This window comes from Eubacterium sp. MSJ-13, from assembly GCF_018918235.1.
In the GTDB taxonomy this organism is placed as follows: domain Bacteria; phylum Bacillota; class Clostridia; order Lachnospirales; family Lachnospiraceae; genus Butyribacter.
The window spans coordinates 1-25,484 of record NZ_JAHLQE010000032.1; the positions used below are offsets into that span (position 1 = coordinate 1).

The window sequence follows — 25,484 nt, forward strand, 5'->3', positions numbered from 1 at the left end:
AAGCCCCTTCTGATATGTTGCGATAGCAGCTAATAGTGTTATGAGCAAGTAGCAAAGCAGATTGCGAATATCCGCTATATCTGAAAGAAATTGTATAAATGGTAATGGAAGTATAGACTCTCTTAAAATAAAATTAAAGGGTGACAGCAGACAGACATATAAAAAATATAAGAAATTATTAAAAAAATTAAAGCTTGAAGATAATCTGAAAACGATGGTGTCTGTAAATCAGGATATACAGAGAAATATTGCAGAGTGTAAGAGTAATTTACGAAGCACACTGTTTACGGCAGGGATTGCGGCAATAATGTTGAGTTTTTTGTATATACAAAGTATAATACTGAATTTTGAAATAAACAATAGAGAATATATGATAAAAAAGGTAAATGGATTTTCAAAAGCAAAAATATATTATAAATATAATATCAAACAATATCTTACAATACTTATTATTATGACTATATATTTGATAATAGCAGGGAAAGATTATCTTACATATACTTTTTTAGTAGCACTTTTATTGCTTGGTATACAGACTACGATTACAGGAATATGCACGAAAAAAGTTGAAAATAAAAATTTGGTTTATGTGTTGAAGGGAGAATAGAAAATGGTGGAGAGTGTTTATAGTATTAACAGTGTAAATAAATCGTATGGAGAAAAAAGTATTATTAAAAATCTGAATTTGGAAATACATCAAAATGAAATTTTTTGTATTTCAGGGGCAAGTGGAAGTGGTAAAAGCACATTACTTAATATGCTTGGAATGTTGGACAAGCCGGACAGTGGCAAAATTTTATTTTTTGGGGAACAATTGCCTGAAATAAATAGTAAAAGAGCAAGGATGCTTTTAAGGAATAAGTTGTTTTATGTGTTTCAAAATTTTGCATTAATAGATGATTACACTATATCCGAGAATTTGGATATTCCTATGAATGGAATGAAATTATCAAGAGATGAAAGGAAAAGAATTAAGATAGAAGCACTTAGAAAAGTTGAACTTGAGTGTAATATATCGAAGAAGATATACACACTTTCTGGAGGGGAACAGCAGAGGGTGGCTATAGCAAGAGGCTTTTTGAGAAAATTTGATGTTCTTTTGGCAGATGAACCAACTGGATCATTAGATCCTGTCAATCGTGATATTATAATGGATATATTTGAAGAATTCAAAAAGATGGGGAAAACAATTATAATAGTTACACATGATGAAAAAGTAATGAGCAGATGCGACAGAGTTTTTAAGCTTTGTTAAGAAAATCTAAAAATGATATACAGCGACATCGATCAATAACGACGCTACCGTGCTATAAACATATAAATAGTACGGTAGCGTTTGCTTTACTTTAATATACTCAAATGCTAAAATGTATCTACAGGTTTACGGCAAAATGGCATGCAGATAAAACGGAGGGGATGTTATATATGGCAAGAGTTGTAGGGATAGGAAATGAGAGTTATCAGGAGATAATAGAACAAGACAGTTTTTATATAGATAAAACTGCATTTATAAAAGAATGGTGGGAAAACAGGGATAAGGCTACGCTTATAACCAGACCACGCCGTTTCGGAAAGACATTAAATATGGATATGTTAAAATGTTTTTTCTCAAATGAATATAAAGACAGGGGAGATCTGTTTGAAGGTCTTAATATCTGGAAAGAAGAAAAGTACCGCAAATTGCAGGGAACATATCCTGTGATATTTCTTAGTTTTGCGAAGATAAAACAAACTACCTATGAGGGAACTGTAAAAAAGATAAAGAATGAAATTACAAATCTATATAATTCATTTGATTATATAACAAAAAGTGATCTATATAATGAAAATGAACGGTTGCAGTACAGATCAGTGTGTTTGGAAATGAGTGATGAAACAGCACAAGAAGCAATAAATAACCTTTCAAATTATCTTTACAGATATTATGGTAAAAAAGTCATCATTCTTCTTGATGAATATGACACACCAATGCAGGAAGCATATGTAAACGGATATTGGGAAGAACTTGTGGGATTTACAAGAAGTCTTTTCAACTCGACTTTTAAGACAAATCCATATCTTGAAAGAGCGATAATGACAGGTATAACGAGGGTATCGAAGGAAAGTATTTTCTCTGATCTTAATAACCTTGAAGTAGTTACAACATTATCACCAAAATATACTACTGCGTTTGGCTTCACAGAGCAGGAAGTTTTTACTTCGCTTGATGAATTTGGACTTTCTGATCAAAAGGGAGAAGTAAAGGCATGGTATGATGGTTTTGCGTTTGGAAAACAAAAAGATATTTATAATCCATGGTCGATAATCAATTTCTTAGATAAAAAGAAATATAGCCCATATTGGGCAGATTCAAGCTCAAATGGTCTTGTATCAAAACTGATACAACAGGGTTCTTCAAAAACTAAGATAATAATGGAGGAACTGTTAGAAGGAAAAAGCATAAAAACAGAGCTGGATGAACAGATTGTCTTTAACCAGCTTGATGGGAGTTCAGAGGCAATATGGAGTTTATTATTAGCTAGTGGATATTTAAAGGTGGACTATTTTGATTTTACAAATTCAAACGGAAATAATATATACGAATTAAGCCTTACAAATTTTGAAGTAAAAAAAATGTTTGAAAAAATGATCGATAATTGGTTTAAAACAAGGGATGATTCATCAAGTGAATTTGTAAGTGCTTTAATTAAAGGTGATTTAGATGCAATGAACTATTATATAAATGAAATCACTTCTAATATTTTTAGTTGTTTTGATGTGGCCGGAAAAGAAGAATCAAGGATACGACCAGAAAGTTTCTACCATGGTTTTGTGCTAGGACTTATGGTAGACCAGTCTGAAAACTATATCATAACATCAAACAGAGAAAGTGGTTTTGGCAGATATGACATAATGCTTGAACCAAAAGACAAAAACAATATAAAATATCAGGGAAGTGTTCTTCCTGCGATAGTCATCGAATTTAAAGTGATAAATCCAAGAAAAGAAAGCACACTTGAAGAAACAGTCAAAGCAGCATTAAAGCAGATAGAAGAAAAAAAATATGATGCAGAGCTTACAAAACGAGGAGTAAAACCAGAAAACATTCATCATTATGGTTTTGCATTTAAAGGCAAAGAAGTAGTGATAGACGGAAAATAATAAAAATCAGATTACCACAATCTGATTTTTAAATTTCTTGTAATGGCAAGCCTGTGGCTTGCCTATTTTTACACAAACTTTACATTTATTTGACATTATCGTGATAGTTGCGGCACATTTTTTTTGTTACTCTTGTATTGTACGAAAAAGGAATTATTTGGATTAGGTACAGATCAACTGGTAAAAGGTTATAGAGAGGACAAAGATTATGAATGAAAATGTTAAGGTAGTGTTTGGTTTGCTCGGCGGTCTTGCATTGTTCCTGTATGGCATGAACAGTATGAGTGATGCATTGCAGAAAGCTGCCGGAGAAAAGATGAAAAGGATTCTTGAGATTCTTACAAAAAATCCCATTATGGGTGCACTTGCGGGTGCATTAGTTACAGCAGTATTGCAGAGCAGCTCAGCTACAACAGTTATGGTAATCGGCTTTGTAAGTGCAGGACTTATGACTCTGCCACAGGGTATTTCAGTTATTTTCGGTGCAAATATCGGAACAACTATGACAGCACAGCTTATGGCATTTAAGATAAGTGATTACATATATCCGTTGATTTTTATTGGATTTATAATTAACTTTGTGTGCAAACAGGAGAAAGTAAAGCAGGTTGGCAGGGTTATTTTCTCATTCGGACTTTTATTTGAAGGTATTGAGATTATGGGAAGCGTGATGAAACCGCTGGCTGCAAGTCCAATCTTTATCGAGCTTATGGGAAAAGTAAAAGATATTCCGGTTCTTGGAGTGTTACTTGGATGCGTCATGACACTTGTTGTACAGAGCAGTTCAGCAACTATTGCCGTTTTACAGAACTTTGCATCACAGGCAGGGCCTGACGGAGTTACAAGTGTTATCGGTCTTAGCGGTGCGATACCAATCTTATTTGGTGACAATATCGGTACTACGATAACAGCACTTTTAGCATCCATCGGTCAGTCAAAAAATGCAAAGAGAACAGCAGTGGCACACAGTGTATTTAACATTACGGGAAGTATCGTATTTATGTTTTTGATACCTGTTTTATCAAACTTTGTGAGATATATTTCACCAAAAGGAAATGAAGTTGATGTTATCTCAAGACAGATAGCAAATGCACATACGACATTTAATGTTGTCTGTACTTTGGTATGGCTTCCGCTTATACCGGTGATGGTTAAGATAGTTAAATTTATCGTGAGAGGCGATGAGGCGAAAGAGAGAGCTGTATTTACTGCAAAATATCTTGATGATAAACTTATAAATCAGCCTGCGGCAGCATTATATCTTGTATCAGAGGAGATTAAACGCTCTGCATCATATGCATCAGAAGCATTCAGTTATCTTAAAGTAGCTGTAACAGCGAAAAAAGAAGGCGTGGCAAGCCAGAAATTTAATGAATATTCGGGATATGTAAAGGTATTGCAGGAAAGTATCTCAACATATATATCAAAGATGTTTTCAAGTGGAAATCTCACTGAACTTCAGTCAGAGCAGACAGCAGGTTTACTCTGTGTATCAAATAATATAGAGAGAATAGCTGAAAGATGTGACGAGATAGAGAAATCCTACGAAAGTCTTAAATCGAAAGGATTTAAGCTGTCGAATGAGGCAATCGAGGAAGTAAAAGAATGTATGGAGCTTTCAGGAAAATTATTTGAGGAAGCGATAGATGCGGTAGTGACAGGTGACGATAAAGTTATCGATAAGATGACAAGAGATAAAAATAAAATACGAAAGATAAACAGACAATGCAGCAAATCGCATTTTGGCAGAGTAAAAAACAAAAAGTGCAGTAAGGCAATGTCGGGAGACTATACAGAAATCCTCCAAAATATCGGAAGAATAACAGACAACTGTGTTGGAATAGCCGAGGAAGCAATGGATAATGTGAAGTTTATGACGCTTAATGATGAGCAGATGGAGCAGTATGGAAATGTGATAGATTTTGCACAGGCGAAGCAGGTAGAAAGTGGAGAAGCATAAGACAGCATATAGGATTAAGGGGCAGCTTAAAATATTGATAGCTGCTCTTTTTTCGCATAAATATATATGATATGTGGAATACTTCATTTAGTTCAGAGTATTATTGAAGTTTGTTTGAAGTAACTTTGAAGTTGACCTTGAAGCTATATTGAAGTATCATTGAAGTGTTGAAATTAACCGGGTTAAAGGCTCAAAGCAAGGGAGTTTTTTACGCTTAGCTAAAAAGATGAAATTTAGACAAAGCCTGATAAATAAAAGTATGTTACTATTTACATTTTCAGTGTGAATAGAAGCAAAAGTTTTTAATAATTGGAGGAAATATGCGAGATTTAGTTATTATAGGAAGTGGACCGGCAGGTCTTTCGGCAGCAGTATATGCAAAAAGAGCAAAACTTGATGTAGTTGTGATAGAAAAAGCGGGATACAGCGGCGGTCAGATAGTATCGACAGAGCAGGTGGATAATTATCTTGGACTGCCTGAAATAGACGGTTTTACATTGGGAAGTAAATTTAGGGAGCACGCGGATATGCTTGAGACTGAATTTATTGATGCAGAGGTAACAAAAATAGAAGAAATAGCTGACACAGAAGGAAAAAAAGCTTATAAAGTGATACTTGATGATGGTGAACAGGTTGAAACAAAAACAATAATAGCGGCAACAGGAGCATCACACAGAAAACTTGGAGCAGAAGGCGAAAAAGAATTTACAGGCACAGGTGTATCATATTGTGCGACCTGTGACGGTGCATTTTTTAAGAAAAAGGTAACAGCCGTTGTCGGCGGTGGAGATGTAGCACTTGAAGATGCACTTTACCTTTCATCTTTATGTGAGAAAGTTTATCTGATACACAGAAGGGATGAATTCAGGGCGGCAGTAAACATACAGCAGAAAGTAAAAGAAACACCAAATATAGAGATACTTCCGTTCTATGAGATAAAAGAAATAAAAGGTGACAAAAAAGTATCGTCGATACAGCTTGTACAAAACAAAACAGGTGAAAAAAGGGAACTCGAAGTGTCAGGAGTGTTCGTAGCCGTAGGAATGGAACCGGTAACGGATATATTTAAAGAGTATGTTGAACTGGATAAGACAGGTTATATAAAAGCAGGCGAGGATTGTAAAACCAGCAGCGAGGGAATATTTGCGGCAGGAGATATAAGGACAAAACCGCTCAGGCAGGTGGTGACAGCAGTCGCAGACGGGGCAACAGCAGTGCAGTCAGTCGAAAGATACCTTCATAGCAGATAAAAAAGAATTATGAAAATATAGAAAGTGGACTATTTGTTATCTGGATAGTCCATTTTTTATTATCATTATATAATGCCAGCTTTGGAATATATACAGCACACTACAAAAAGTTGAGAGCTGATTCTTTACATATCTTTTACATAACATGCCTTTTGGATTTTACTTAACACATATATCATAATACTTGTAAAAAGGAAAACACAAAAAACAAATAAGTTAAATCAAAAGGAGACAAAAATCATGAGAACAAAAAAAAGATTATTAGTAGCTGCAATGGTATCAGCATTAACACTTACATCTCTTACAGGATGTGGAAGTTCATCAAATGGAGACAGTGCTTCATCAGGAGCAAGTTCAGGAACATCAAGCAGTGCTGATGCATCATCAAGTGCAGATCTCAGTGGTTCTGTTGCAACAGATGGTTCAACATCAATGGAAAAAGTAGTTGGTGCATTGGGTGAAGCATTTATGGAAGCAAATCCAAATGTAAAATTTACATACAACCCTACAGGTTCAGGCTCAGGTATCACAGCAGTTACAGAGGGAAGATGCGACATCGGACTTTCAAGTCGTGCACTTACTGATGATGAGAAAAATCAGGGACTTGAGGAAACAATCCTTGCGTATGATGGAATTGCGATTGTTGTAAATCCAGAGAATAAAGTTAAAGATTTAAAGGTAAGTCAGATCGCTGATATCTATACAGGAAAGATCAAGAACTGGAGTGATGTCGGTGGGGCAAAAGGGGATATCGTACTTATCGGCAGAGAAGCAGGAAGTGGTACTCGTGATGGTTTTGAATCAATTACGGGAACAGAAGATAAATGTAAATATAAACAGGAACTTACATCAACAGGTGATGTTATCACAACAGTTGCAAACAATCCAAATGCTATAGGTTATGCATCACTTGCATCAGTAGATGACAGTGTAAAGGCTCTTTCAGTAGACGGAGTAGCACCATCAGAAGACACTGTAAAAGATGCAAGTTATAAGATTCAGAGACCGTTTGTATTTGTGACAAAGAAAGATACTAAACTCAGTGATGCAGCTCAGGGATTTTTTGACTATGCAATGGGAGCAGCAGAGACTATCACAGCAGCAGGTGTAGTACCAGCAAATGAAAAATAACATAATAACAGCTTGACTGATTTGATGCGGAAGTGTTTATGAACAATAGTTTATTAATAAATAAGCTGTAGTTAAAAGGGTGAGTCGCAAGACTTGCCCGTTTTAACACTATCAAGGAAGTTACTCACTTCTATTGCGTAGAGCAATAAGCGGGGGTGGGGACTTGCTTGATAGTGTTATGAGTAAGCAGCAAAGCGGATTGCGAATATCTGCTTGACTAAAATATGTCAGTTAATTTCGCAGCAGATTACTCAGAAATGAGGATTATATGAGAAAAAGTCACAATAAATTTGAAACAATTATCCATGCAATATTTTTAGTACTTGGATTGATAACGGTTGGGTTTGTTTTACTTATAACTGTTTATCTTGTTATTGCAGGAATACCGGCAATAAGAGAAATAGGAATATTAAAATTTTTATTTGGAAAGAAATGGGCATCGACTGCAGCAACTCCTTCATATGGAATACTGCCATTCATATTGACAAGTATATACGGTACGGCAGGGGCTATTATAATAGGTGTTCCGATTGGATTTTTTACGGCTGTATATCTTGCAAAAGTAGCGAATAAAAAAGTAAAAGCGATTGTTGAGATGGCAGTAAGCCTGCTTGCGGGAATACCGTCAGTTGTATATGGTCTTGTTGGTATGCTGGTACTTGTTCCATGGGTAAGAGATACATTTCATATAGCAGATGGTGCCAGCCTTTTCTCTGCAATAATCGTTCTGGCAATAATGATACTTCCTTCTATTATAAGTGTATCGCTTACTGCACTTGAAGCAGTTCCACCTGAGTATGAAGATGCATCACTTGCACTTGGTGCTACGCCTATAGAAACATATTTCAGGGTATCTGTACCGGCGGCAAAAAGCGGTATAGCGGCAGCAGTTGTACTTGGTGTTGGTCGTGCTATAGGAGAGGCGATGGCAGTAATGATGGTTTCGGGAAATGTAGCCAATATGCCAAAACTCTTTGAGAGTGTGCGTTTTCTTACAACAGCAGTTGCGAGTGAAATGTCATATTCATCCGGTTTGCAAAAGCAGGCATTATTTTCAATCGCTCTTGTACTGTTTTTGTTTATCATGCTGATAAATGCATTACTTAACAGCCTTTTAAAGAAAGAAAAGGAGTGACATGAAAATGAAAAGAAAAGCTTATATCTGGATAATGAAGATTTTAATGTGGATATCGGTAGCGTTAACATGTGGACTTGTGGTGTTTGTGATTGGTTTTGTATTATATAGGGGACTTCCAAATATTACATGGAAGTTTCTTACTACAAAGCCGAGTTATCTGACAGGGAATATAGGTATCCTGCCTGATATTTTAAATACGCTTTACATAGTAATAGCAACACTTGTTATTGTTCTTCCACTTGGAGTGGGAGCGGCAATTTATCTTACAGAGTATGCGACAAATAAGAAAATAGTCGCTATCATAGAATATGCAGCAGAAACTCTTTCTGGTATTCCATCTATCATATATGGTCTTGTAGGGATGTTGTTTTTCTGTGAGTTTCTTAAAATGCAGACATCGATTTTGGCAGGTGCACTGACACTTGTTATTATGAATCTTCCAACGATAATGAGAACGACTCAGGAAAGTTTGAAAACAGTTCCACAAAGTTACAGGGAAGGTGCTTTCGGACTTGGTGCAGGCAAGTGGAGAGTTATAAGGACAGTTGTACTTCCAAGCTGTGTAGATGGTATTATGACAGGCTGTATACTTACAGTCGGAAGAATACTCGGAGAATCAGCGGCATTATTGTTTACGGCAGGTTTTGCACACGCGATAAATGGTTTTGTGGATGGCCTTGGTCGTGCAGGAGCAACGCTTACTGTTGCACTTTATGTATATGCCAAAGAGCAGGGTAAGTTTGAGGTTGCATTTGCAATAGCGGCAATATTGATGATACTCGCACTTTTGGTAAATCTTGCTGCTAAATTTACAGGCTTATATTTTAAGAAAAAGGTAGAGAAATAACAGGAGGAAGATTATGGGTAATATAATGACAGTTAAGGACTTGTGTCTTTGGTATGGTCAGACGCAGGCGTTAAAGAATATAAATATTGATATTCCTGAAAAGAGTATTACGGCTCTTATAGGTCCGTCAGGATGTGGAAAGTCAACTTTTTTAAAGACATTGAACAGAATGAATGATCTTGTGCAGGGTGTAAAGATAACAGGTGAAGTTAAATATGGAGATTTGGATATTTTTGCACCAGACACTGATGTTAATAAATTAAGGAAAGAGATCGGAATGGTTTTTCAGAAACCAAATCCTTTTCCTATGAGTATATATGACAATATTGCTTATGGTCCGAGAACACATGGTATAAAGAATAAGGCTAAACTTGATGAGATTGTTGAAAATTCACTTAGAGGTGCTGCAATATGGGATGAGGTAAAAGACAGACTTAAAAAGTCGGCACTTGGTATGTCTGGCGGACAGCAGCAGCGACTCTGCATAGCAAGAGCTCTTGCAGTTGAGCCAAAGATACTTCTAATGGATGAACCGACGAGTGCACTTGATCCTATTTCTACCTCAAAGATAGAGGAGCTTGCAAGTGAGCTTAAAGAAAAATATACAATTGTCATAGTTACGCATAATATGCAGCAGGCGGTTCGTATTTCTGACAGAACTGCATTTTTCCTTCTCGGTGACCTTATCGAGTATGGGGATACGGAAAAAATGTTTGCGACACCTGAGGATAAGAGGACAGAAGATTACATTACAGGAAGATTTGGTTGATTGAGGCTGCGAAACGATGTTTATGTTATATTCATACAAGCTGGTAGAGAATAAGAGCGTTTCGCAAAAAGGTTTGATGAATAGTATAGGAGGATTTTTGAAATGAGAAGCAGATTTGATGAGCAGCTTGCGGATTTGAATAAAAAACTTATTGAGATGGGTGCTATGTGTGAGGAGTGTATTTCTCTTGCTGCTAAGGCGTTAAAGGAAGGTAATTCGGGAATAAGATGGGAGGTTGAGCCTCTTGACAATTCTCTTGATGACCTTGAGAGAAATGTTGAGTCACTGTGTCTGAAACTTTTACTTCAGCAGCAGCCTGTCGCAAAGGATTTAAGACAGGTATCTACAGCACTTAAAATGATAACTGATATAAAGAGGATAGGAGACCAGGCATCAGATGTTGCTGAGATTATAGGATTTTTAAATGGAAGAACAAGTGAGGAGTGCGGGTATCTTGACCAGATGGCGACTGCAACGATAAAGATGGTTACGGAATCTATTGACTCATTTGTAAAGAGTGACCTTAAGCTGGCAAACAGCATAATCGAGTATGATGATGTTGTGGATGACTATTTCAATAAGGTTAAGATTTTTCTTATAGACCTTATCGCAAAAAATCCAAAGGATGGAGAGTATGCACTTGACCTTCTTATGATAGCAAAATATTTTGAGCGTATTGGAGACCATGCAGTCAATGTTGCTAAATGGGTTGTTTTTTCGGTGACGGGAAGTCACTAAAGCTATGGCATATATAAATATAAAAGGCAAAGTTTTTATGACAGGTTAAAAAATATAAAACAGAGATAAAACCTGAATTGTTAATATAAAAGTAATAAAGAAATGAGGAATGATATGATCTGGTGCGTAGAGGACGATGTGAGTATAAGGGATATAGAGGTATATACATTGGAACAGACAGGATTTATCGCAAAGGGATTTGGGGATGGTGACAGTTTCTGGATGGAACTTGCTACGACAGATGTACTTCCGGAACTTGTGATACTTGATATAATGCTTCCCGGCGAGGATGGAGTTTCTCTTTTGACAAAGATAAAGGCTTCTGCGAGAACAAAAGATATCCCGGTGATAATGGCTACTGCAAAAAGTGTAGAGTATGACAAGATAAAAAGTCTTGACCTGGGAGCAGATGATTATCTTGTAAAACCGTTTGGAATGATGGAAATGGTATCGAGGATAAAGGCTGTATTGAGAAGATGTATGCCTAAAAAAGAAAACAAAACGATATATGTTAATGGTATAATAGAAATGAATGTTGAAGAACATACGGTATCAGTTGATGGGGAGAGTATAAATCTTACCTATAAAGAGTATGAGATGTTGAAGATATTTCTTATGCATCCGGGAATGGCTTATACGAGAAATCAGCTTTTGTCAGAGGTATGGGGCATAGACAGTTACGGAGAGACACGAACAGTAGATATGCACATAAAGACACTCAGACAAAAACTTGGCGAGGGCGGCAGGTATATAAGAACTGTCAGAAATGTCGGATACAAGATGGAGGTTGGAGATGACTAAAAAAATATTCAAATCGGTACTTTTAGTTGCCGTAGTTATGGTATTGTTCTGCTGTACTTTTATTCTTGGAATCTTGTACAGACATTTTACTGTAATTGAGGAGGAACAGCTTGAATCACAGCTCGGTTTTGTTGTAACGGGAGTTGAAAATCAGGGGGAGGATTACCTTAAAAATATAACGGAAAAGAAATACAGGATTACATGGGTTGAGGCAGATGGAACAGTAAGATATGACAATAAGACAGATGCTTCAAAAATGGAGAATCATGCAGATAGAAAAGAAATCAAGGATGCATTAAAATTTGGCAGAGGTGAGAGTTCGAGATATTCATCAACACTTACACAAAAGACTATTTATTATGCAAAAAAGATAAACGATGGGAGTGTCGTAAGGATATCAGTAAGTCAGGATACAGTGTTTAAACTTTTATTTTCGATGATATCGGCTATGGTGATAACGATAATAATAGCTGTTATATTATCTTCGATTCTTGCGAGGGAAGTATCGAAAAAGGTTGTTGAACCGTTAAATAATCTTGACTTTAATGAGCCGTTAAAAAATGATGCATATGGAGAGATAGCACCGCTTTTAAGACATATAGAGCATCAGCACAGGCAGATTGATGAGCAGCTTGAGGAACTTCAGAAAAAGAAAGATGAGTTTCAGGCAACCATTGAAAATATGGACGAGGGACTTATACTCCTTGATGCAAAAAATAACATAATCAGCATAAATCCGGCAGCAAAGAAAATTTTTGGTGCGACGGATGAGTGTCTTGGAAAAGATTTTCTTGTGGTAGAAAGAAATCTCTCGGTAGGTAATACCATAAAGGAGGCAATGGAAAAAGGAAAAGCTGAGATGATACTTAAAAGGTATGGTCTTGACTATCAGCTTGGAGTAAGCAAGATAGAGTCAGCAGGAAAAACACTTGGCGCTGTTTTGCTTGCAGTTGATGTGACAGAGAAAAATAATGCTGAGAGAATAAGAAGAGAGTTTTCAGCAAATGTGTCACATGAACTTAAAACACCTCTTCAGTCGATAATCGGAAGTGCTGAGCTTATGGAAAACAATCTCGTAAAAGAAGAAGATATGCCTAGATTTGTAGGTCACATACGCAAGGAAGCAGAAAGACTTGTAAAACTTGTGGAGGATATAATAAGACTTTCGTGGCTTGATGAAAACAGGGACATGGAAATGGAACTTGTAGACCTTAGGGATATTGCGGATGAAACAAAAGAAGCCCTTGAAAATACTGCAAAAGAAAAGAATGTTACGATAAATGTAAGCGGTGAGAATATAAAACTTCATGGTGTCAGAAGCCTTCTTTATGAGATAGTTTATAATCTTTGCGAGAACGGAATTAAATACAACAAAGAAGGCGGAAAGGTTGACATAACTTTATCAAAAGAAGCAGGAAAAGATATTCTCGTGGTCGAAGATACGGGGATAGGCATCAAAGAAGAACAGCAGTCAAGGATTTTTGAAAGATTTTACAGGGTGGATAAGAGCCGTTCAAAGGAAACAGGGGGAACAGGGCTTGGACTGTCGATAGTAAAGCACGCTGCAATGTATCACAATGCGGATGTTACGCTTGAAAGTACAGAGGGACAGGGAAGTAAATTTACAGTCATATTTCCAAGGGAGGAGTAGCGGGATTTTGGCGTGTATGTTATAATAACTCTAAAATTTAGTGTACTGTATCATTGACATTTCGCCAAATAACTTGCATAAATCTCCATCTGCTGCGTTGTAGTCAATCGCCGTAGCCTGAGCTTGCTACGGCTTATTTCTTCGTCTTGCAGACTGAAAATATACCCTGAGTTATTTGGCTCAAAGTCGGTGATACAGTAAATGGAGAAATTATAATGAAGATATCAATGATAGCACTTGACCTTGACGGTACATGCCTTGACAGTACAGGGAAAATTACAGACAGAACAAGAGAAATCCTTGAGCGTTACGGAAAATCGGGAACGCAGATAGTATTTACGACAGGCAGACCGATTGCAGGGATTTTAAAAGAATTAAGGACAATTTCAGGCACTGATTATGCAATAACATTGAACGGTGGCATGATCTATAAACTTGAAAGCGAAAACATCATCTATAAAAAGAGTATTGACAAAAGGGAACTGATGCTTGTAAAAGATATAGTATTAAGGCATGATGCACTTACAGACATTGCATCGTCAGGAGTAGGTCTTGGTGACAAAAAGACATATGACAATGCCGCAAAATACATAAAAAATGATGACTTTAGAAATTATTATCTTTCAAGCAGAGGTTCGAGAAAAGACCTTTGGGAAAACATTGAAAAACTTGAGAGCGTCGAGAAGATAAACATGTTTTTTAATGATATGGAAGAAAGAAGAAAAGTTCTTGACGAACTAAAAATACTTAGAACATCAAAAGTGTGCTCCGGAATGCCAAATAATATTGAGATAAACCATTCAGAAGTAAACAAAGGAAATGCACTTAAATGGCTTTGCAGGAAACTTGAGATTGACATATCAGAACTTATCGCATTTGGTGACGGTGGCAATGACATAGATATGATAAAAGCCGCAGGCTGCGGAGTTGCAATGTCAAATGCCTGCGGCGAATTAAAAAAATGTGCCGATATTATCACAAAAAGCAATGATGAGGACGGAGTGGCTTGGTTCTTGGAAAATCAACTATAAATAGAGCCTCCATTTGTCGTAATAATATTCATCTTACCCGGCGTTCGTAGGTAAAAGTTACATCTTTTCTTCAAACATCATCAAAAATGCAACGGTCAAAAGAAGTGAAGAACCCCATATTGCCTTAATACCTATATGAAGTGACATGATACCACCAATCCCTGCACCGATGGCAAATACAAGTATTATCCCATAATAATGGAGTGCTTTTTTTAGAAGTTCAGGTTTCTTCTCACGCAGGTATATTGAGAGGCTTTCAGTGCCACTTCTAAGGTTTCCTATACACATCGTGCTTGCATATCCATAGCCATTTACTTTTCTAAAAGTCTGAACCTGCATTGAACATGCAAAAGATACAAGCATTGTTGCCGTCATATTGAATTGTCCAGGGATAAGCCCGACAGCAAACAATATTCCTAGTTCTATAAGTACGATTATCTGCCGCCAGTGAATCTTTTTTACATATTTAAGTTTTTTCTGTATTCTCTCAGCAACAAAAACGCCAAGTGCAAATGCGATTATAGGAAAAAGATAATGCAGTCCTCGTATCCATTCGCCGGACATAAAGTTCTGACTCATAAGTACAACATTGCCTGTCTGTGCATTAGAAAAGACTTCATCTCTTACATTATAAGTATAAGCATCCTGAAAGCCGCCCGATATGGCGAGGATGGCACTAAGTCTGAAAGTCTCTGAAGTCTGTTTTTTTAATCTGTGTTCTTTTTGTTTGATTTCTTTCATCTGTGTTTTACTCCGTTGAAAATATTCTATTAGTTTTTCCTATATAATATTCATATATAGATTATATATCACTTCATGTATATATGTACAATGCATATATAATATGCCTCATATATATTATTTATATGATAATTGCATGGATGATTTTTTTATATAGGTATTGAAAAGATTATTATAAAAAATATGTCATGAATCTGATATTTTAATGAACAATATTGTATATATAACTTTTTGTATCAGTTATATTTTGTGAAACAGATATTATATCATAAATTTGTAAACATTATTTTTGTATTTGAGCATACATGATACAAAAATTGATGGTGGATCATTAAATACAAGGATTGTATGCTTTTAATGATGTTGTTGGCAGAAGTAAGATTGTATTTTGCCTTGATGAAAAAATATTTTATGCAGAAAAGAGGAGAAAGATGAGATACGGATATTTCAATGATGAAAATAGGGAGTATGTTATTACAAGACCTGATACACCGGCTCCATGGGTAAACTATCTTGGTTCGCCAGAGTATGGTGCTATTATTTCAAATAATGCGGGGGGATATAGTTTTGAAAAATCAGGTGCAAATGGAAGAATATTGAGATATGTATTTAACCAGTTTGATGAACCGGGAAGATATATTTATATAAGGGACAATGAGTCACAGGATTACTGGTCAGCATCATGGCAGCCTGTGGGAAAAGATTTAGAGGATTATAAAAGCGAGTGTCATCATGGAACGGCATACACAAAAATGTTTGCTGAATATGCAGATATAAGTTCAGAGGTGCTTTATTATGTACCTCTTGAGAAGTCATATGAGATATGGAATTTAAAGGTTACAAATAATTCGGATAAGACCAGAAAACTTAACATAACAGGTTATGCAGAGTTTACAAACAACTGCAATTATGAACAGGATCAGGTTAATCTTCAGTATTCACAGTTTATTACATCAACACATTTTCAAGAAAACTGTGTAATGCATCATGTACATGGAAATCTTGACGCGTTAAAAGAAGGAGAATACATAGATAATAAAAATGTTTCTAAGAGATTTTTGGGAATGGCATGTCAGAAAGTTTCATCATGGTGTGGAAGTAAAGAAGGCTTTTTAGGCAGATATCATGATTATTCAGATCCGGTTGGAGTTATAGATGGTTCACTTGATAATAAGGGAAATTATAATGGAAATGGATGTGGTGCATTGACAACTGAAATCGAATTGGCACCAGGCGAGACTAAGCAGGTTGTTTTCGTTGTTGGAATGAAAGATGATGCTGAGGCAGCAGGGATTATTGCAGAATATGATAAAAATGAGAATTTATGTGAAATACAGCTTGCTGAATTAAAAAAATTCTGGCATTCAAAGCTTGAAAAGTTTCAGGTTAAAACTCCTAGTGAAGAATTTAATACTATGATAAATACATGGAATGCCTATAATTGCTTTATGACATTTATATGGTCAAGAGCTGCATCATTTACATATTGCGGACTGAGAAACGGATATGGTTATCGTGATACGGTACAGGATATACAAGGAATCATTCACCTTGCACCAGAGATGGCAGTAGAAAAAATAAGATTTATGCTTTCTGCTCAGGTTGACAATGGCGGAGGTCTTCCACTTGTGAAATTTACACATGATCCGGGACATGAGGATACACCTGATGATGCGTCTTATGTTCAGGAAACCGGTCATCCGGCATATCGTGCAGATGATGCATTATGGTTGTTTCCGACAGTATATAAATATATTTCAGAGACAGGAAATATGGGCTTCTTAGATGAGGTTATTCCTTTTGCTAATAAGGATGAAGCAACGGTTTATGAACATTTAAAGCGTGCTGTTAGATTTTCTGCTGAGCATCTTGGAAAACATGGTATGCCGGCAGGACTTTATGCAGACTGGAATGACTGTTTAAGACTTGGAAAAGATGGTGAATCTTCATTTGTTGCAATGCAGTATTACTACGCAATGACAATACTTGGAAAATTTGCTGAATATAAGAAGGATGATGAATATGTAAGATATCTTGATGAGAAACAGAAAGAACTTGGAAAACTTATTCAGGAGCTTTGCTTTGATGAGGACCGTTTTATAAGAGGATTTACAGAAGATGGAAGAGTTATTGGAAAACGCACTGACAAAGAAGCTAATATGTGGCTTAATCCACAGAGCTGGGCTGTAATAAGTAAAGTTGCCGATGATAAGCAGGTAGAAACGATAATGAATAGTGTACATGACAGATTAAATACAGAATATGGTGCAGTTCTTATGGATCCGCCATTTCATGCAGAGGCATTTCCGGGGGCATTGGCTGTTATTTATAATGCAGGAACAAAAGAAAATTCAGGAATTTTTTCACAATCACAGGGATGGCTTATACTTGCTGAGGCATTGTTGAAACATGGTGACAGGGCTTTTGAATATTTTATGGAAAATTCACCAGCAGCACAAAATGACAGAGCAGAAATAAGAGTGCTTGAGCCATACTGTTATGGTCAGTTTACGGAAGGAAAAGCAAGTCCTTATTTTGGCAGGTCTCATGTTCACTGGCTTACGGGAACTGCGTCAACTGTTATGGTTGGATGTGTAGAGGGCATACTTGGAATGCGTCCTGATTTTGAAGGACTTCATATTGAACCTTCAATACCGAAGGAATGGGATAAGTTTGAAATCTCAAAGAGTTTTAGAGGATGCAGACTTCATATAGTTGTTAAAAATCCTAACCATGCTGAGAGTGGATGCAAAAAAATGATTGTAAATGGAAAAGAAGTAGACTGCAGTTATGTGACACAGGATATGCTTACTGAAAATACAGAAATAGAACTTATCATGTCATAAAAGCAGCAGGGGGAAATTATAAATGGAAAAAATAAAATTTATTGATAATAATGGAACATTTGTTATTGAAAATCCTGAAAATTACAGTGGGCTTTATCTTCCACTGGCAGGAGAAAAAGGATTGAAATCAAGTATAACACCAACACTTTCAGGGGACTCAAAAACAGATCAAAATCATTTTTTATTTGAGCCTGTGAGTATAGAAAATTTACATAATAATAAAAATGGAAGAAACTTCTGGTGTCGTATAAATGGCAAAGATATATGGTCTGTTTCAGGGGCTTCGGCAATACAGGAGGCTGAGAGATTTTCAGATACTCAGGATGACAGCAGACTGGAAGCTGGATTTATGTGGCAGAAACTCACAAGGACTTCAAAAAAATATGGTTTAAAATCAGAAGTGTTATCATTCGTACCTGCTGATGAAAATATTGAGATAATGTATGTGACATTAGAAAATATATCAGATAAAAATATGAATGTGACACCAATTGCAGCGTTTCCAGTTTATGGAAGAAGTGCGGATAATCTCAGAGATCACAGGCATGTAACCTCACTTTTACACAGAATTTATACAAAAGATTATGGAATTGAAGTATCACCTATTTTATCATTTGACGAAAGAGGTCATAGAAAAAACGATACAGTATATTTTGTATATGGTTCAAAAGAAGATGGCAGCAAACCTAAAGAGTTTTATCCGACTAATCAGATGTTTATTGGTGAGGGTGGAAGTTTTCTTATACCTGAGGCTGTGCGCAAGGAAATAGAAGGTGTGAAACCGGGAAGTGAAATTCAGGGAAAAGAGGCAGCAGGAGCGTTTGCATTTGAAAAAATCGAATTAAAGTCAGGCGAAAAAACAGGTTATATTGTTGTTGCAGGGATAACAGAAGAAAATGATAAAATAGAAAAAATAACATCATTATACAGAAACAGGGAAGATGTATTAAAGAGTTTTCAAAAAACAAAAAAACACTGGACAGATAAGGTAAACATTGACTTTGAAATGAATAATGAAAAAATCGATAATTATCTTAAATGGATATGTTTCCAACCGATACTCAGAAGAATTTACGGGTGTTCATTCCTTCCATATCATGATTATGGAAAAGGAGGGAGAGGCTGGAGAGATCTTTGGCAGGACTGCCTTGCATTGTTAGTTATGGAACCTGATATGGTTCGCAAAATGATAGTTTCAAACTATGGCGGTGTGAGAATAGATGGAACAAATGCAACAATCATAGGAAGTGGATATGGCGAATTTATAGCAGATAGAAATAATATAACTCGTGTATGGATGGACCATGCATATTGGCCGTTTGTTACGACAAAACTTTATATAGACCAGACGGGCGATCTTGACATACTTCTTGATAAGGTTTCATATTTTAAAGACAGACAGTCATTAAGAGGAACAGCACATGACGATGATTGGGATAATAAGTATGGAAACAGACAGAAGACAAGTGGCGGGGCAGACTATTTTGGGACTGTTATTGAGCATATACTTTTGCAAAATCTCTGTGCGTTTTATGATGTAGGTGAGCATAATGAAATGCGGCTTCATGGTGCTGACTGGAATGATGCACTTGACATGGCATGGGAGAGAGGCGAGAGTGTTGCATTTACATGTGCCTATGCAGGAAACTTAAAAGATATAGCATATTATCTTAGAAAACTTGAGGAAAAAACAGGAATATGCCGTATTGAGATGGCAAAAGAAATGAAATGTTTATTTGAGTCAGGTAGTGAACTTTATGAAAGTGTACATAAAAAACAGAGTCTTCTGAAAGAATACATTTCGCTTTGCAGCCATAATATAAGCGGTGAGAGTATTGTACTAAAAATAAGTCAGATAAGTGAAAATCTTGAAGAAAAAGCACAATGGCTTATGAAAAATATCAGTGAAAATGAATGGATAAAGGAAGATGCTGAAACAGGCTGGTTTAATGGATATTATGATAATCATGGAAAAAAAGTAGAGCATTACAAAAAAGATGATGTTCGCATGATGTTGACAAGTCAGGTATTTGCAATAATGAGTGGAACAGCCAGCGAAAATCAGATAAGAGCAATATGTAACAGTGCTGACAAATATCTTTATGATAAGAAGGCAGGAGGATATCGTTTAAACACTGACTTTAGAGAAGAAAAGTTTGATCTGGGAAGAATGTTTGGATTTGCATATGGAGAAAAAGAAAATGGTGCAGTATTTTCGCATATGGCGGTTATGTATGCAAATGCATTATATAAGAGAGGATTTATAAGAGAAGGATATAAGGTGCTAAAAAATCTTCTCGAAAGTGCTATGGATTTTGAAAATAGTGTAATGTATCCGGGAATACCTGAATATTTTGATAATGATGGGCGTGGATTATATGCATACCTTACAGGTGCGGCAAGCTGGTATATGCTTACAATGATAACAGAAGTTTTTGGAGTAAAAGGGGAACTTGGAAATCTTTCAATAAAGCCTGCACTGCTTCCTGAACAGTTTGGTGAAGATGGCAAGGCAGCGATAAAACTTAAATTTGCTGGAAGAACTATAAAAGTGATCATTCATGCAGATAAAGAAAAATTACAGGAAAGCAATGGAAAATATAGTACAGTAATAAATGCCGAATGTGATGGGAAGAAGATTGAGTGTATTGATGATAAAAAAGTGATAATAATGAAAAAAATGATTGAAGAAATGTCTTTAGAACAATGTCATGAAATTGATATCTTTATAAAATAGTAAGAAAATAATCTGGAATTTATAAAAAGAGAAAATTGTTGTTTAACACTATCAAGGAAGTCCCACACTTCTATTGCGTAGAGCAATAAGTGGGGGACTTCCTTGTATCAGGAGGGGTACAAACCCCTTCTGATATGTATGCTGAGCAGCTATGTGATAGCAGCTAATAGTGTTATGAGCAAGTAGAAAGGCGGATTGCGGATATCCGCTTGACAATACAATTTTCTCTTTTTGTTATATTTAAAAATGATTGTATAAAATAGTTACCACATTGACTTATAGTATTTATCTCGGTATTTTTTGGGTGTGATACCCATGAAATTTTCAAAAGTTTTGATAAAGTGGCTTTGTGATGAAAAAGAAAGGTAGGCTGCTATATCCACCAGAGCTTTGTCTGAGTATCGGAGAAGATGTGTTGCTTTTTCAATCTTTTTTTCGCGTATGTAATCACTTATTGAAACTCCAAGGTTCTGTTTGAACACTCGTGAAAGATAGTTTTCTGAAAGTCCTGTGTAATCGGCAAGTGTTGCTATGGTTATTCGTTCTTTTATGTGGCTGTAGATATAGTCTACACACTGCATTACAGGCTTTGAAAGGATTGAGCTTTTCTTTAAGAGAACCATTTTTCCAGTAAAATCTTTTGCCATTTCATGATGTAGATCAGCAACTTGTCGTATAGTAGTGCAAGAATCCATCTTTAATATGTAAAAATCGCTTAGTCGGTATGCCTGTTCAGCTTCAAGACCTCCGTCGATACAGTATCTTGTGATAAGAGCTGTAGTTACAACAAAATGATATTTAATATTTGTAAGAGGATTTTGAGAAAGAACCCCCGTCCCTTCAAGATGTATAAAGGCGTCTTCTTTGCAGTTTTCAATAACTGCATCCATATCACCAGTTTTAACTGAATTATAAAAAGAATATTCTACATCAGGTGCGCGGTGAAGTACTTCAAGCTCACTATTTGAAAACTCAGCATTCACCCATTCTTCTGATAATGACATAATTTTCCTCCTAAAAATAATGTTAAAATTTGATATAATAGTGTTATTATTTGATATTATGACATGAATCTGCTATTTTTACAAGTGATTTAGTATAATGTTCAAGGATAAAAGATTAAAATATGACTTGTAAATGAGAGATGACATAAAAACATGTCGGACGATTGATATATTCAATTAGGAGGAATGAGAAATGAAACGCAAATTTTTAAGTTTGGTACTTGCATCAGCAATGAGTGTGACAATGCTTGCAGGATGCGGAAGCAGCACAGATGGTGGAACTGCTTCAAACAACAATAAGTCAGAGAAACAGGAAGAAGGAAAAATAATCAATATCTATTCATGGAATGATGAATTTCGTCAGAGATTAGAAGCGGTTTATCCGAATGTTGAATCAACATCAAAAGACGGAACAGTAACAAAACTTAAGGATGGCTGTGAAATCCATTGGATCATCAATCCTAATCAGGATGGTGTATATCAGCAGAAACTTGACGAAGCACTTGGAAGACAGGCTGATGCATCAGCAGATGACAAGGTTGATATTTTCCTTTCAGAAACAGATTATGTATTTAAGTATACAGATAAAGATGCCGATGTTGCAATGCCTTTACAGGATCTTGGAATTGATACAGACAAGGAGTTTGCTGACCAGTATGACTTTACCAAGACCACAGCATCAGACAGCGATGGAGTTATGAGAGGTTCTACATGGCAGTGCTGTCCAGGTACTCTTGTATATAGAAGGGATATTGCAAAAGATGTATTTGGAACAGATGATCCTAAAAAGGTTGGAGAGAAAGTTAAAGACTGGGATACACTTAAAAAATCAGCAGCACAGTTAAAAGCTAAAGGATATTATACATTTGCTTCATATGCTGACACATTCCGTTTATATGGAAACAGCATTTCAAAGTCATGGGTTACACCAGGAGATTCAGCAGATGTTGCAGTAGATGTAGATTCAAAGATTACAGACTGGGTAAAAGATTCAAAAGAATGGCTTGATGCAGGATATCTTGATAAGACTGTTAAAGGACAGTGGAATGATGACTGGAATAAGTCTATGAGTTCAAAATCTAAGGTATTTGCATTCCTCTTCCCTGCATGGGGTATTGATTTTACATTAAAGCCAAACTGGGATGGAAAAGCAGGAGAATGGGCTGTTACAAATCCAACACAGGAATATAACTGGGGCGGCTCTTACATACATGCTGCAACAGGAACAGATAATCCAGAGCATGCAAAAGACATTATACTTGCTCTTACAGCAAATAAAGATAACCTTTTAAAGATTTCAGAAAAATATTCTGACTTTACAAATACAAAATCAGGAATGAAAGAAGCTGCACAGGATGATGCTAAATATGCTTCTAAATTCCTCGGTGGTCAGAATCCGTTTAAGTATTTTGCACCTGTTGCAGAGAATATACAGATTGCACCATTGTCATCATACGATCAGGGTTGTGTAGAACTTATTCAGAATTCATTTAGTGATTATTTACAGGGAAAAGTTGATTATGATAAGGCAAAAACAAACTTTGAAACAGCAATCAAAGAGCGTTATGCAGATGTTAAGACTGTAAACTGGGAAAATTAAAATATCTTGACTGGGAGATTTTAACGAGATTATGATATTTGTCAGAAAATTATGATAAAATGCAGGGTTTAGTCATATATTTAATGACTAAACCCTGTAATAAACAAAAAATAATTTTATTATAATGAAAGCTGAAAATACTCCGAATTTTACAAGAATAATTTAGAAAGGAGTGGGATTATGAAAAAGAAGAAAAAGAGCGTAAGTTATGCTAAGTGGGGATATATATTTATACTGCCATTTTTTATAACTTATATCATATTTTCATTAATACCGCTGATAGATACGATAAGATACAGCTTTTTTGAATATTATCGTACGGGAATAAAAGAAGTCGGACCTAATTTTGTAGGAATGAAAAACTATGTCAGTCTTCTTAAATCAGATATGTTTGCATATGGAAAAAATACGCTTATAATGTGGGTTATAGGATTTATTCCACAGATTGTTTTTGCACTTCTATTGGCAAACTGGTTTACTGACATTCGTTTAAAGATTCGTGGAAAGCAGTTTTTCAAGGTAGTTATCTATCTTCCAAATCTGATAATGGCATCAGCATTTGCAATGCTGTTTTTTACACTTTTTTCTACAAACGGACCTGTAAATTCGATAATGATGTCGGCAGGATTTATTAAACAGCCTATTGACTTTTTAGGTTCGATATTTGGAACGAGATCGCTTATAGGATTTATGAATTTCCTTATGTGGTTTGGTAATACAACAATTATGCTTATAGCTGCAATAAATGGAATAAGCATGGAAATTTTTGAAGCTTGTGATCTTGATGGATGTAATAGTATACAGAGATTTTTCTATATTACACTTCCTATGATAAGACCTATTCTTGCATACACACTGGTAACATCTATTATAGGCGGACTTCAGATGTTTGATGTACCACAGATACTTACAAATGGACAGGGAAATCCTGACAGATCATCAATGACACTTATAATGTTCCTTAATAACCATTTGAAGAGTAAGAACTATGGAATGGCAGGTGCATTATCAGTATATTTGTTTATAGTAAGTGCGATATTATGTTTTATTGTATATAAGATAACAAATGACAATGATCCTGATGGTTCAAAGGCAGCGGCAAGAGCAGAAAAACGCAGAAGAAGAAAGGGGTTGTTATAAATGAAAAAAGGACATAATAGATTTAGAAGTATTTTTGCCCATATAGTATTACTGATATTAGCATTTTTGTGCTTGTTCTTCTTCTACATACTGATAGTTAATGCAACACGTTCACATTCAGAATTACAGAAAGGTTTTTCAGCACTTCCGGGAACACATTTTCTTGACAACCTTAAAAAGGTAATGAATGATGGAAGTTTTCCAATGATACGAGGAATACTGAACAGTTTATTTATATCGGCAGCTTCAGCCGCTATATGTACATATTTCTCATCGTTGACAGCATATGGACTTTATGCATATAATTTTAAATTAAAAAAGGTTGCATTTACATTCATTATGGCAATACTTGTTATGCCGACACAGGTAACTGCAATGGGATTTTTAAGATTAGTGACTAACATGGGAATGTACGATTCATGGACACCACTTATAATTCCATCAATTGCATCACCGGCAGTATTCTATTTTATGTATAGTTATTTACAATCGTCACTTCCTATTTCACTTGTGGAAGCAGCAAGAATTGATGGTTCAGGAGAATTCAGGACATTTAATAGAATAGTTTTACCGATAATGAAACCGGCAATTGCAGTTCAGGCAATATTTACATTTGTTGGTTCATGGAATAACTATTTCATACCAGCTTTAGTAATCCAGTCAAAACAGAAGATGACAGTACCTATTCTTATTGCAACACTTCGTGGAGCAGATTATATGAACTTTGATATGGGTAAGATCTATATGATGATAACAGTAGCAATAGTACCTATCGTAATCGTATATCTGTTACTTTCAAAGTTTATTATTTCAGGTGTTACGCTTGGTGGGGTAAAAGAGTAAATATTCTGACTCTGTAATAGAATGAAGAATTTGAACGCTGAAATGAAGCTACATTCTTGATTTAACACTATCAAGTAAGTCCCCCACTTCTATTGCGTAGAGCAATAAGTGGGGGT

At 35.8% G+C, this 25,484-nt stretch carries 20 protein-coding genes; 18 read left to right on the top strand and 2 right to left on the bottom strand.

From position 1 onward, the window contains the following. Window positions 1-61 precede the first annotated feature (61 nt). The 13 genes from KQI69_RS02040 to KQI69_RS02100 all read left to right on the top strand — a co-directional run bounded on the left by KQI69_RS02040 (window position 62) and on the right by KQI69_RS02100 (window position 14,457). Complete coding sequence (locus tag KQI69_RS02040; RefSeq protein WP_216563621.1) at window positions 62-607, top strand: DUF1430 domain-containing protein; 546 nt, start codon at window positions 62-64, stop codon at window positions 605-607. Between the two features lie 3 nt (window positions 608-610). Next, window positions 611-1,255 (top strand): putative bacteriocin export ABC transporter, encoded by a 645-nt coding sequence (locus KQI69_RS02045; RefSeq protein ID WP_216563622.1) that lies wholly within the window; start codon window positions 611-613, stop codon window positions 1,253-1,255. Window positions 1,256-1,425: 170 nt separating this feature from the next. Beyond that, entirely contained in the window at window positions 1,426-3,141 is a 1,716-nt protein-coding gene (locus KQI69_RS02050) for an AAA family ATPase (RefSeq protein WP_216563623.1), read from the top strand. A 208-nt stretch (window positions 3,142-3,349) separates the two neighbouring features. After that, the gene (locus tag KQI69_RS02055; protein ID WP_216563624.1) at window positions 3,350-5,101 is read left to right on the top strand and encodes a Na/Pi cotransporter family protein; all 1,752 of its coding nucleotides are present in this window, start codon (window positions 3,350-3,352) and stop codon (window positions 5,099-5,101) included. A gap of 320 nt (window positions 5,102-5,421) precedes the next feature. After that, window positions 5,422-6,351 carry a thioredoxin-disulfide reductase gene (trxB, locus tag KQI69_RS02060; RefSeq protein ID WP_216563625.1) on the top strand — a complete coding sequence of 310 codons (930 nt, stop codon included), beginning with the start codon at window positions 5,422-5,424 and terminating at the stop codon, window positions 6,349-6,351. Between the two features lie 240 nt (window positions 6,352-6,591). Then, window positions 6,592-7,482, top strand: a complete 891-nt coding sequence (locus tag KQI69_RS02065; protein WP_253288958.1) for a phosphate ABC transporter substrate-binding protein — start codon at window positions 6,592-6,594, stop codon at window positions 7,480-7,482. Between the two features lie 268 nt (window positions 7,483-7,750). Next, window positions 7,751-8,617, top strand: coding sequence for a phosphate ABC transporter permease subunit PstC (pstC, locus tag KQI69_RS02070; RefSeq protein ID WP_216563626.1), 867 nt, complete (start codon window positions 7,751-7,753; stop codon window positions 8,615-8,617). Window positions 8,618-8,624: 7 nt separating this feature from the next. Further along, window positions 8,625-9,467, top strand: coding sequence for a phosphate ABC transporter permease PstA (pstA, locus tag KQI69_RS02075; RefSeq protein ID WP_371818702.1), 843 nt, complete (start codon window positions 8,625-8,627; stop codon window positions 9,465-9,467). A gap of 13 nt (window positions 9,468-9,480) precedes the next feature. Then, window positions 9,481-10,236 (top strand): phosphate ABC transporter ATP-binding protein PstB, encoded by a 756-nt coding sequence (gene pstB / locus KQI69_RS02080; RefSeq protein ID WP_216563628.1) that lies wholly within the window; start codon window positions 9,481-9,483, stop codon window positions 10,234-10,236. A gap of 102 nt (window positions 10,237-10,338) precedes the next feature. Further along, on the top strand, window positions 10,339-10,974 hold the full coding sequence (gene phoU / locus KQI69_RS02085; protein WP_216563629.1) for a phosphate signaling complex protein PhoU: 636 nt from the start codon (window positions 10,339-10,341) through the stop codon (window positions 10,972-10,974). 114 nt (window positions 10,975-11,088) lie between these two features. Continuing rightward, a complete protein-coding gene (locus KQI69_RS02090; protein WP_216563630.1) occupies window positions 11,089-11,775 on the top strand; it encodes a winged helix-turn-helix domain-containing protein in 687 nt (228 codons plus the stop codon). After that, window positions 11,768-13,426, top strand: a complete 1,659-nt coding sequence (locus tag KQI69_RS02095; RefSeq protein ID WP_216563631.1) for an ATP-binding protein — start codon at window positions 11,768-11,770, stop codon at window positions 13,424-13,426. The genes KQI69_RS02090 and KQI69_RS02095 overlap by 8 nt, the downstream gene beginning before the upstream one ends. Window positions 13,427-13,641: 215 nt before the next feature. Next, on the top strand, window positions 13,642-14,457 hold the full coding sequence (locus KQI69_RS02100) for a Cof-type HAD-IIB family hydrolase (RefSeq protein ID WP_216563632.1): 816 nt from the start codon (window positions 13,642-13,644) through the stop codon (window positions 14,455-14,457). A 57-nt stretch (window positions 14,458-14,514) separates the two neighbouring features. Here the strand turns inward: KQI69_RS02100 and KQI69_RS02105 are convergent, their stop codons facing one another. Beyond that, the gene (locus KQI69_RS02105; RefSeq protein ID WP_216563633.1) at window positions 14,515-15,198 is read right to left on the bottom strand and encodes a YoaK family protein; all 684 of its coding nucleotides are present in this window, start codon (window positions 15,196-15,198) and stop codon (window positions 14,515-14,517) included. Between the two features lie 431 nt (window positions 15,199-15,629). Between KQI69_RS02105 and KQI69_RS02110 the strand changes: the two genes are divergently transcribed. Beyond that, window positions 15,630-18,044, top strand: coding sequence for a GH36-type glycosyl hydrolase domain-containing protein (locus KQI69_RS02110; protein ID WP_216563634.1), 2,415 nt, complete (start codon window positions 15,630-15,632; stop codon window positions 18,042-18,044). Between the two features lie 22 nt (window positions 18,045-18,066). Then, entirely contained in the window at window positions 18,067-20,781 is a 2,715-nt protein-coding gene (locus KQI69_RS02115; protein WP_216563635.1) for a GH36-type glycosyl hydrolase domain-containing protein, read from the top strand. A 263-nt stretch (window positions 20,782-21,044) separates the two neighbouring features. On the opposite strand, the gene KQI69_RS02120 is transcribed toward KQI69_RS02115, so the two are convergent. Next, the gene (locus tag KQI69_RS02120) at window positions 21,045-21,785 is read right to left on the bottom strand and encodes an AraC family transcriptional regulator (RefSeq protein ID WP_216563636.1); all 741 of its coding nucleotides are present in this window, start codon (window positions 21,783-21,785) and stop codon (window positions 21,045-21,047) included. 193 nt (window positions 21,786-21,978) lie between these two features. Between KQI69_RS02120 and KQI69_RS02125 the strand changes: the two genes are divergently transcribed. The 3 genes from KQI69_RS02125 to KQI69_RS02135 all read left to right on the top strand — a co-directional run bounded on the left by KQI69_RS02125 (window position 21,979) and on the right by KQI69_RS02135 (window position 25,368). Next, a complete protein-coding gene (locus KQI69_RS02125; protein WP_216563637.1) occupies window positions 21,979-23,385 on the top strand; it encodes a carbohydrate ABC transporter substrate-binding protein in 1,407 nt (468 codons plus the stop codon). 180 nt (window positions 23,386-23,565) lie between these two features. Beyond that, complete coding sequence (locus KQI69_RS02130; protein WP_216563638.1) at window positions 23,566-24,525, top strand: carbohydrate ABC transporter permease; 960 nt, start codon at window positions 23,566-23,568, stop codon at window positions 24,523-24,525. Next, complete coding sequence (locus KQI69_RS02135; RefSeq protein WP_216563639.1) at window positions 24,526-25,368, top strand: carbohydrate ABC transporter permease; 843 nt, start codon at window positions 24,526-24,528, stop codon at window positions 25,366-25,368. The last annotated feature ends 116 nt before the right edge of the window (window positions 25,369-25,484 follow it).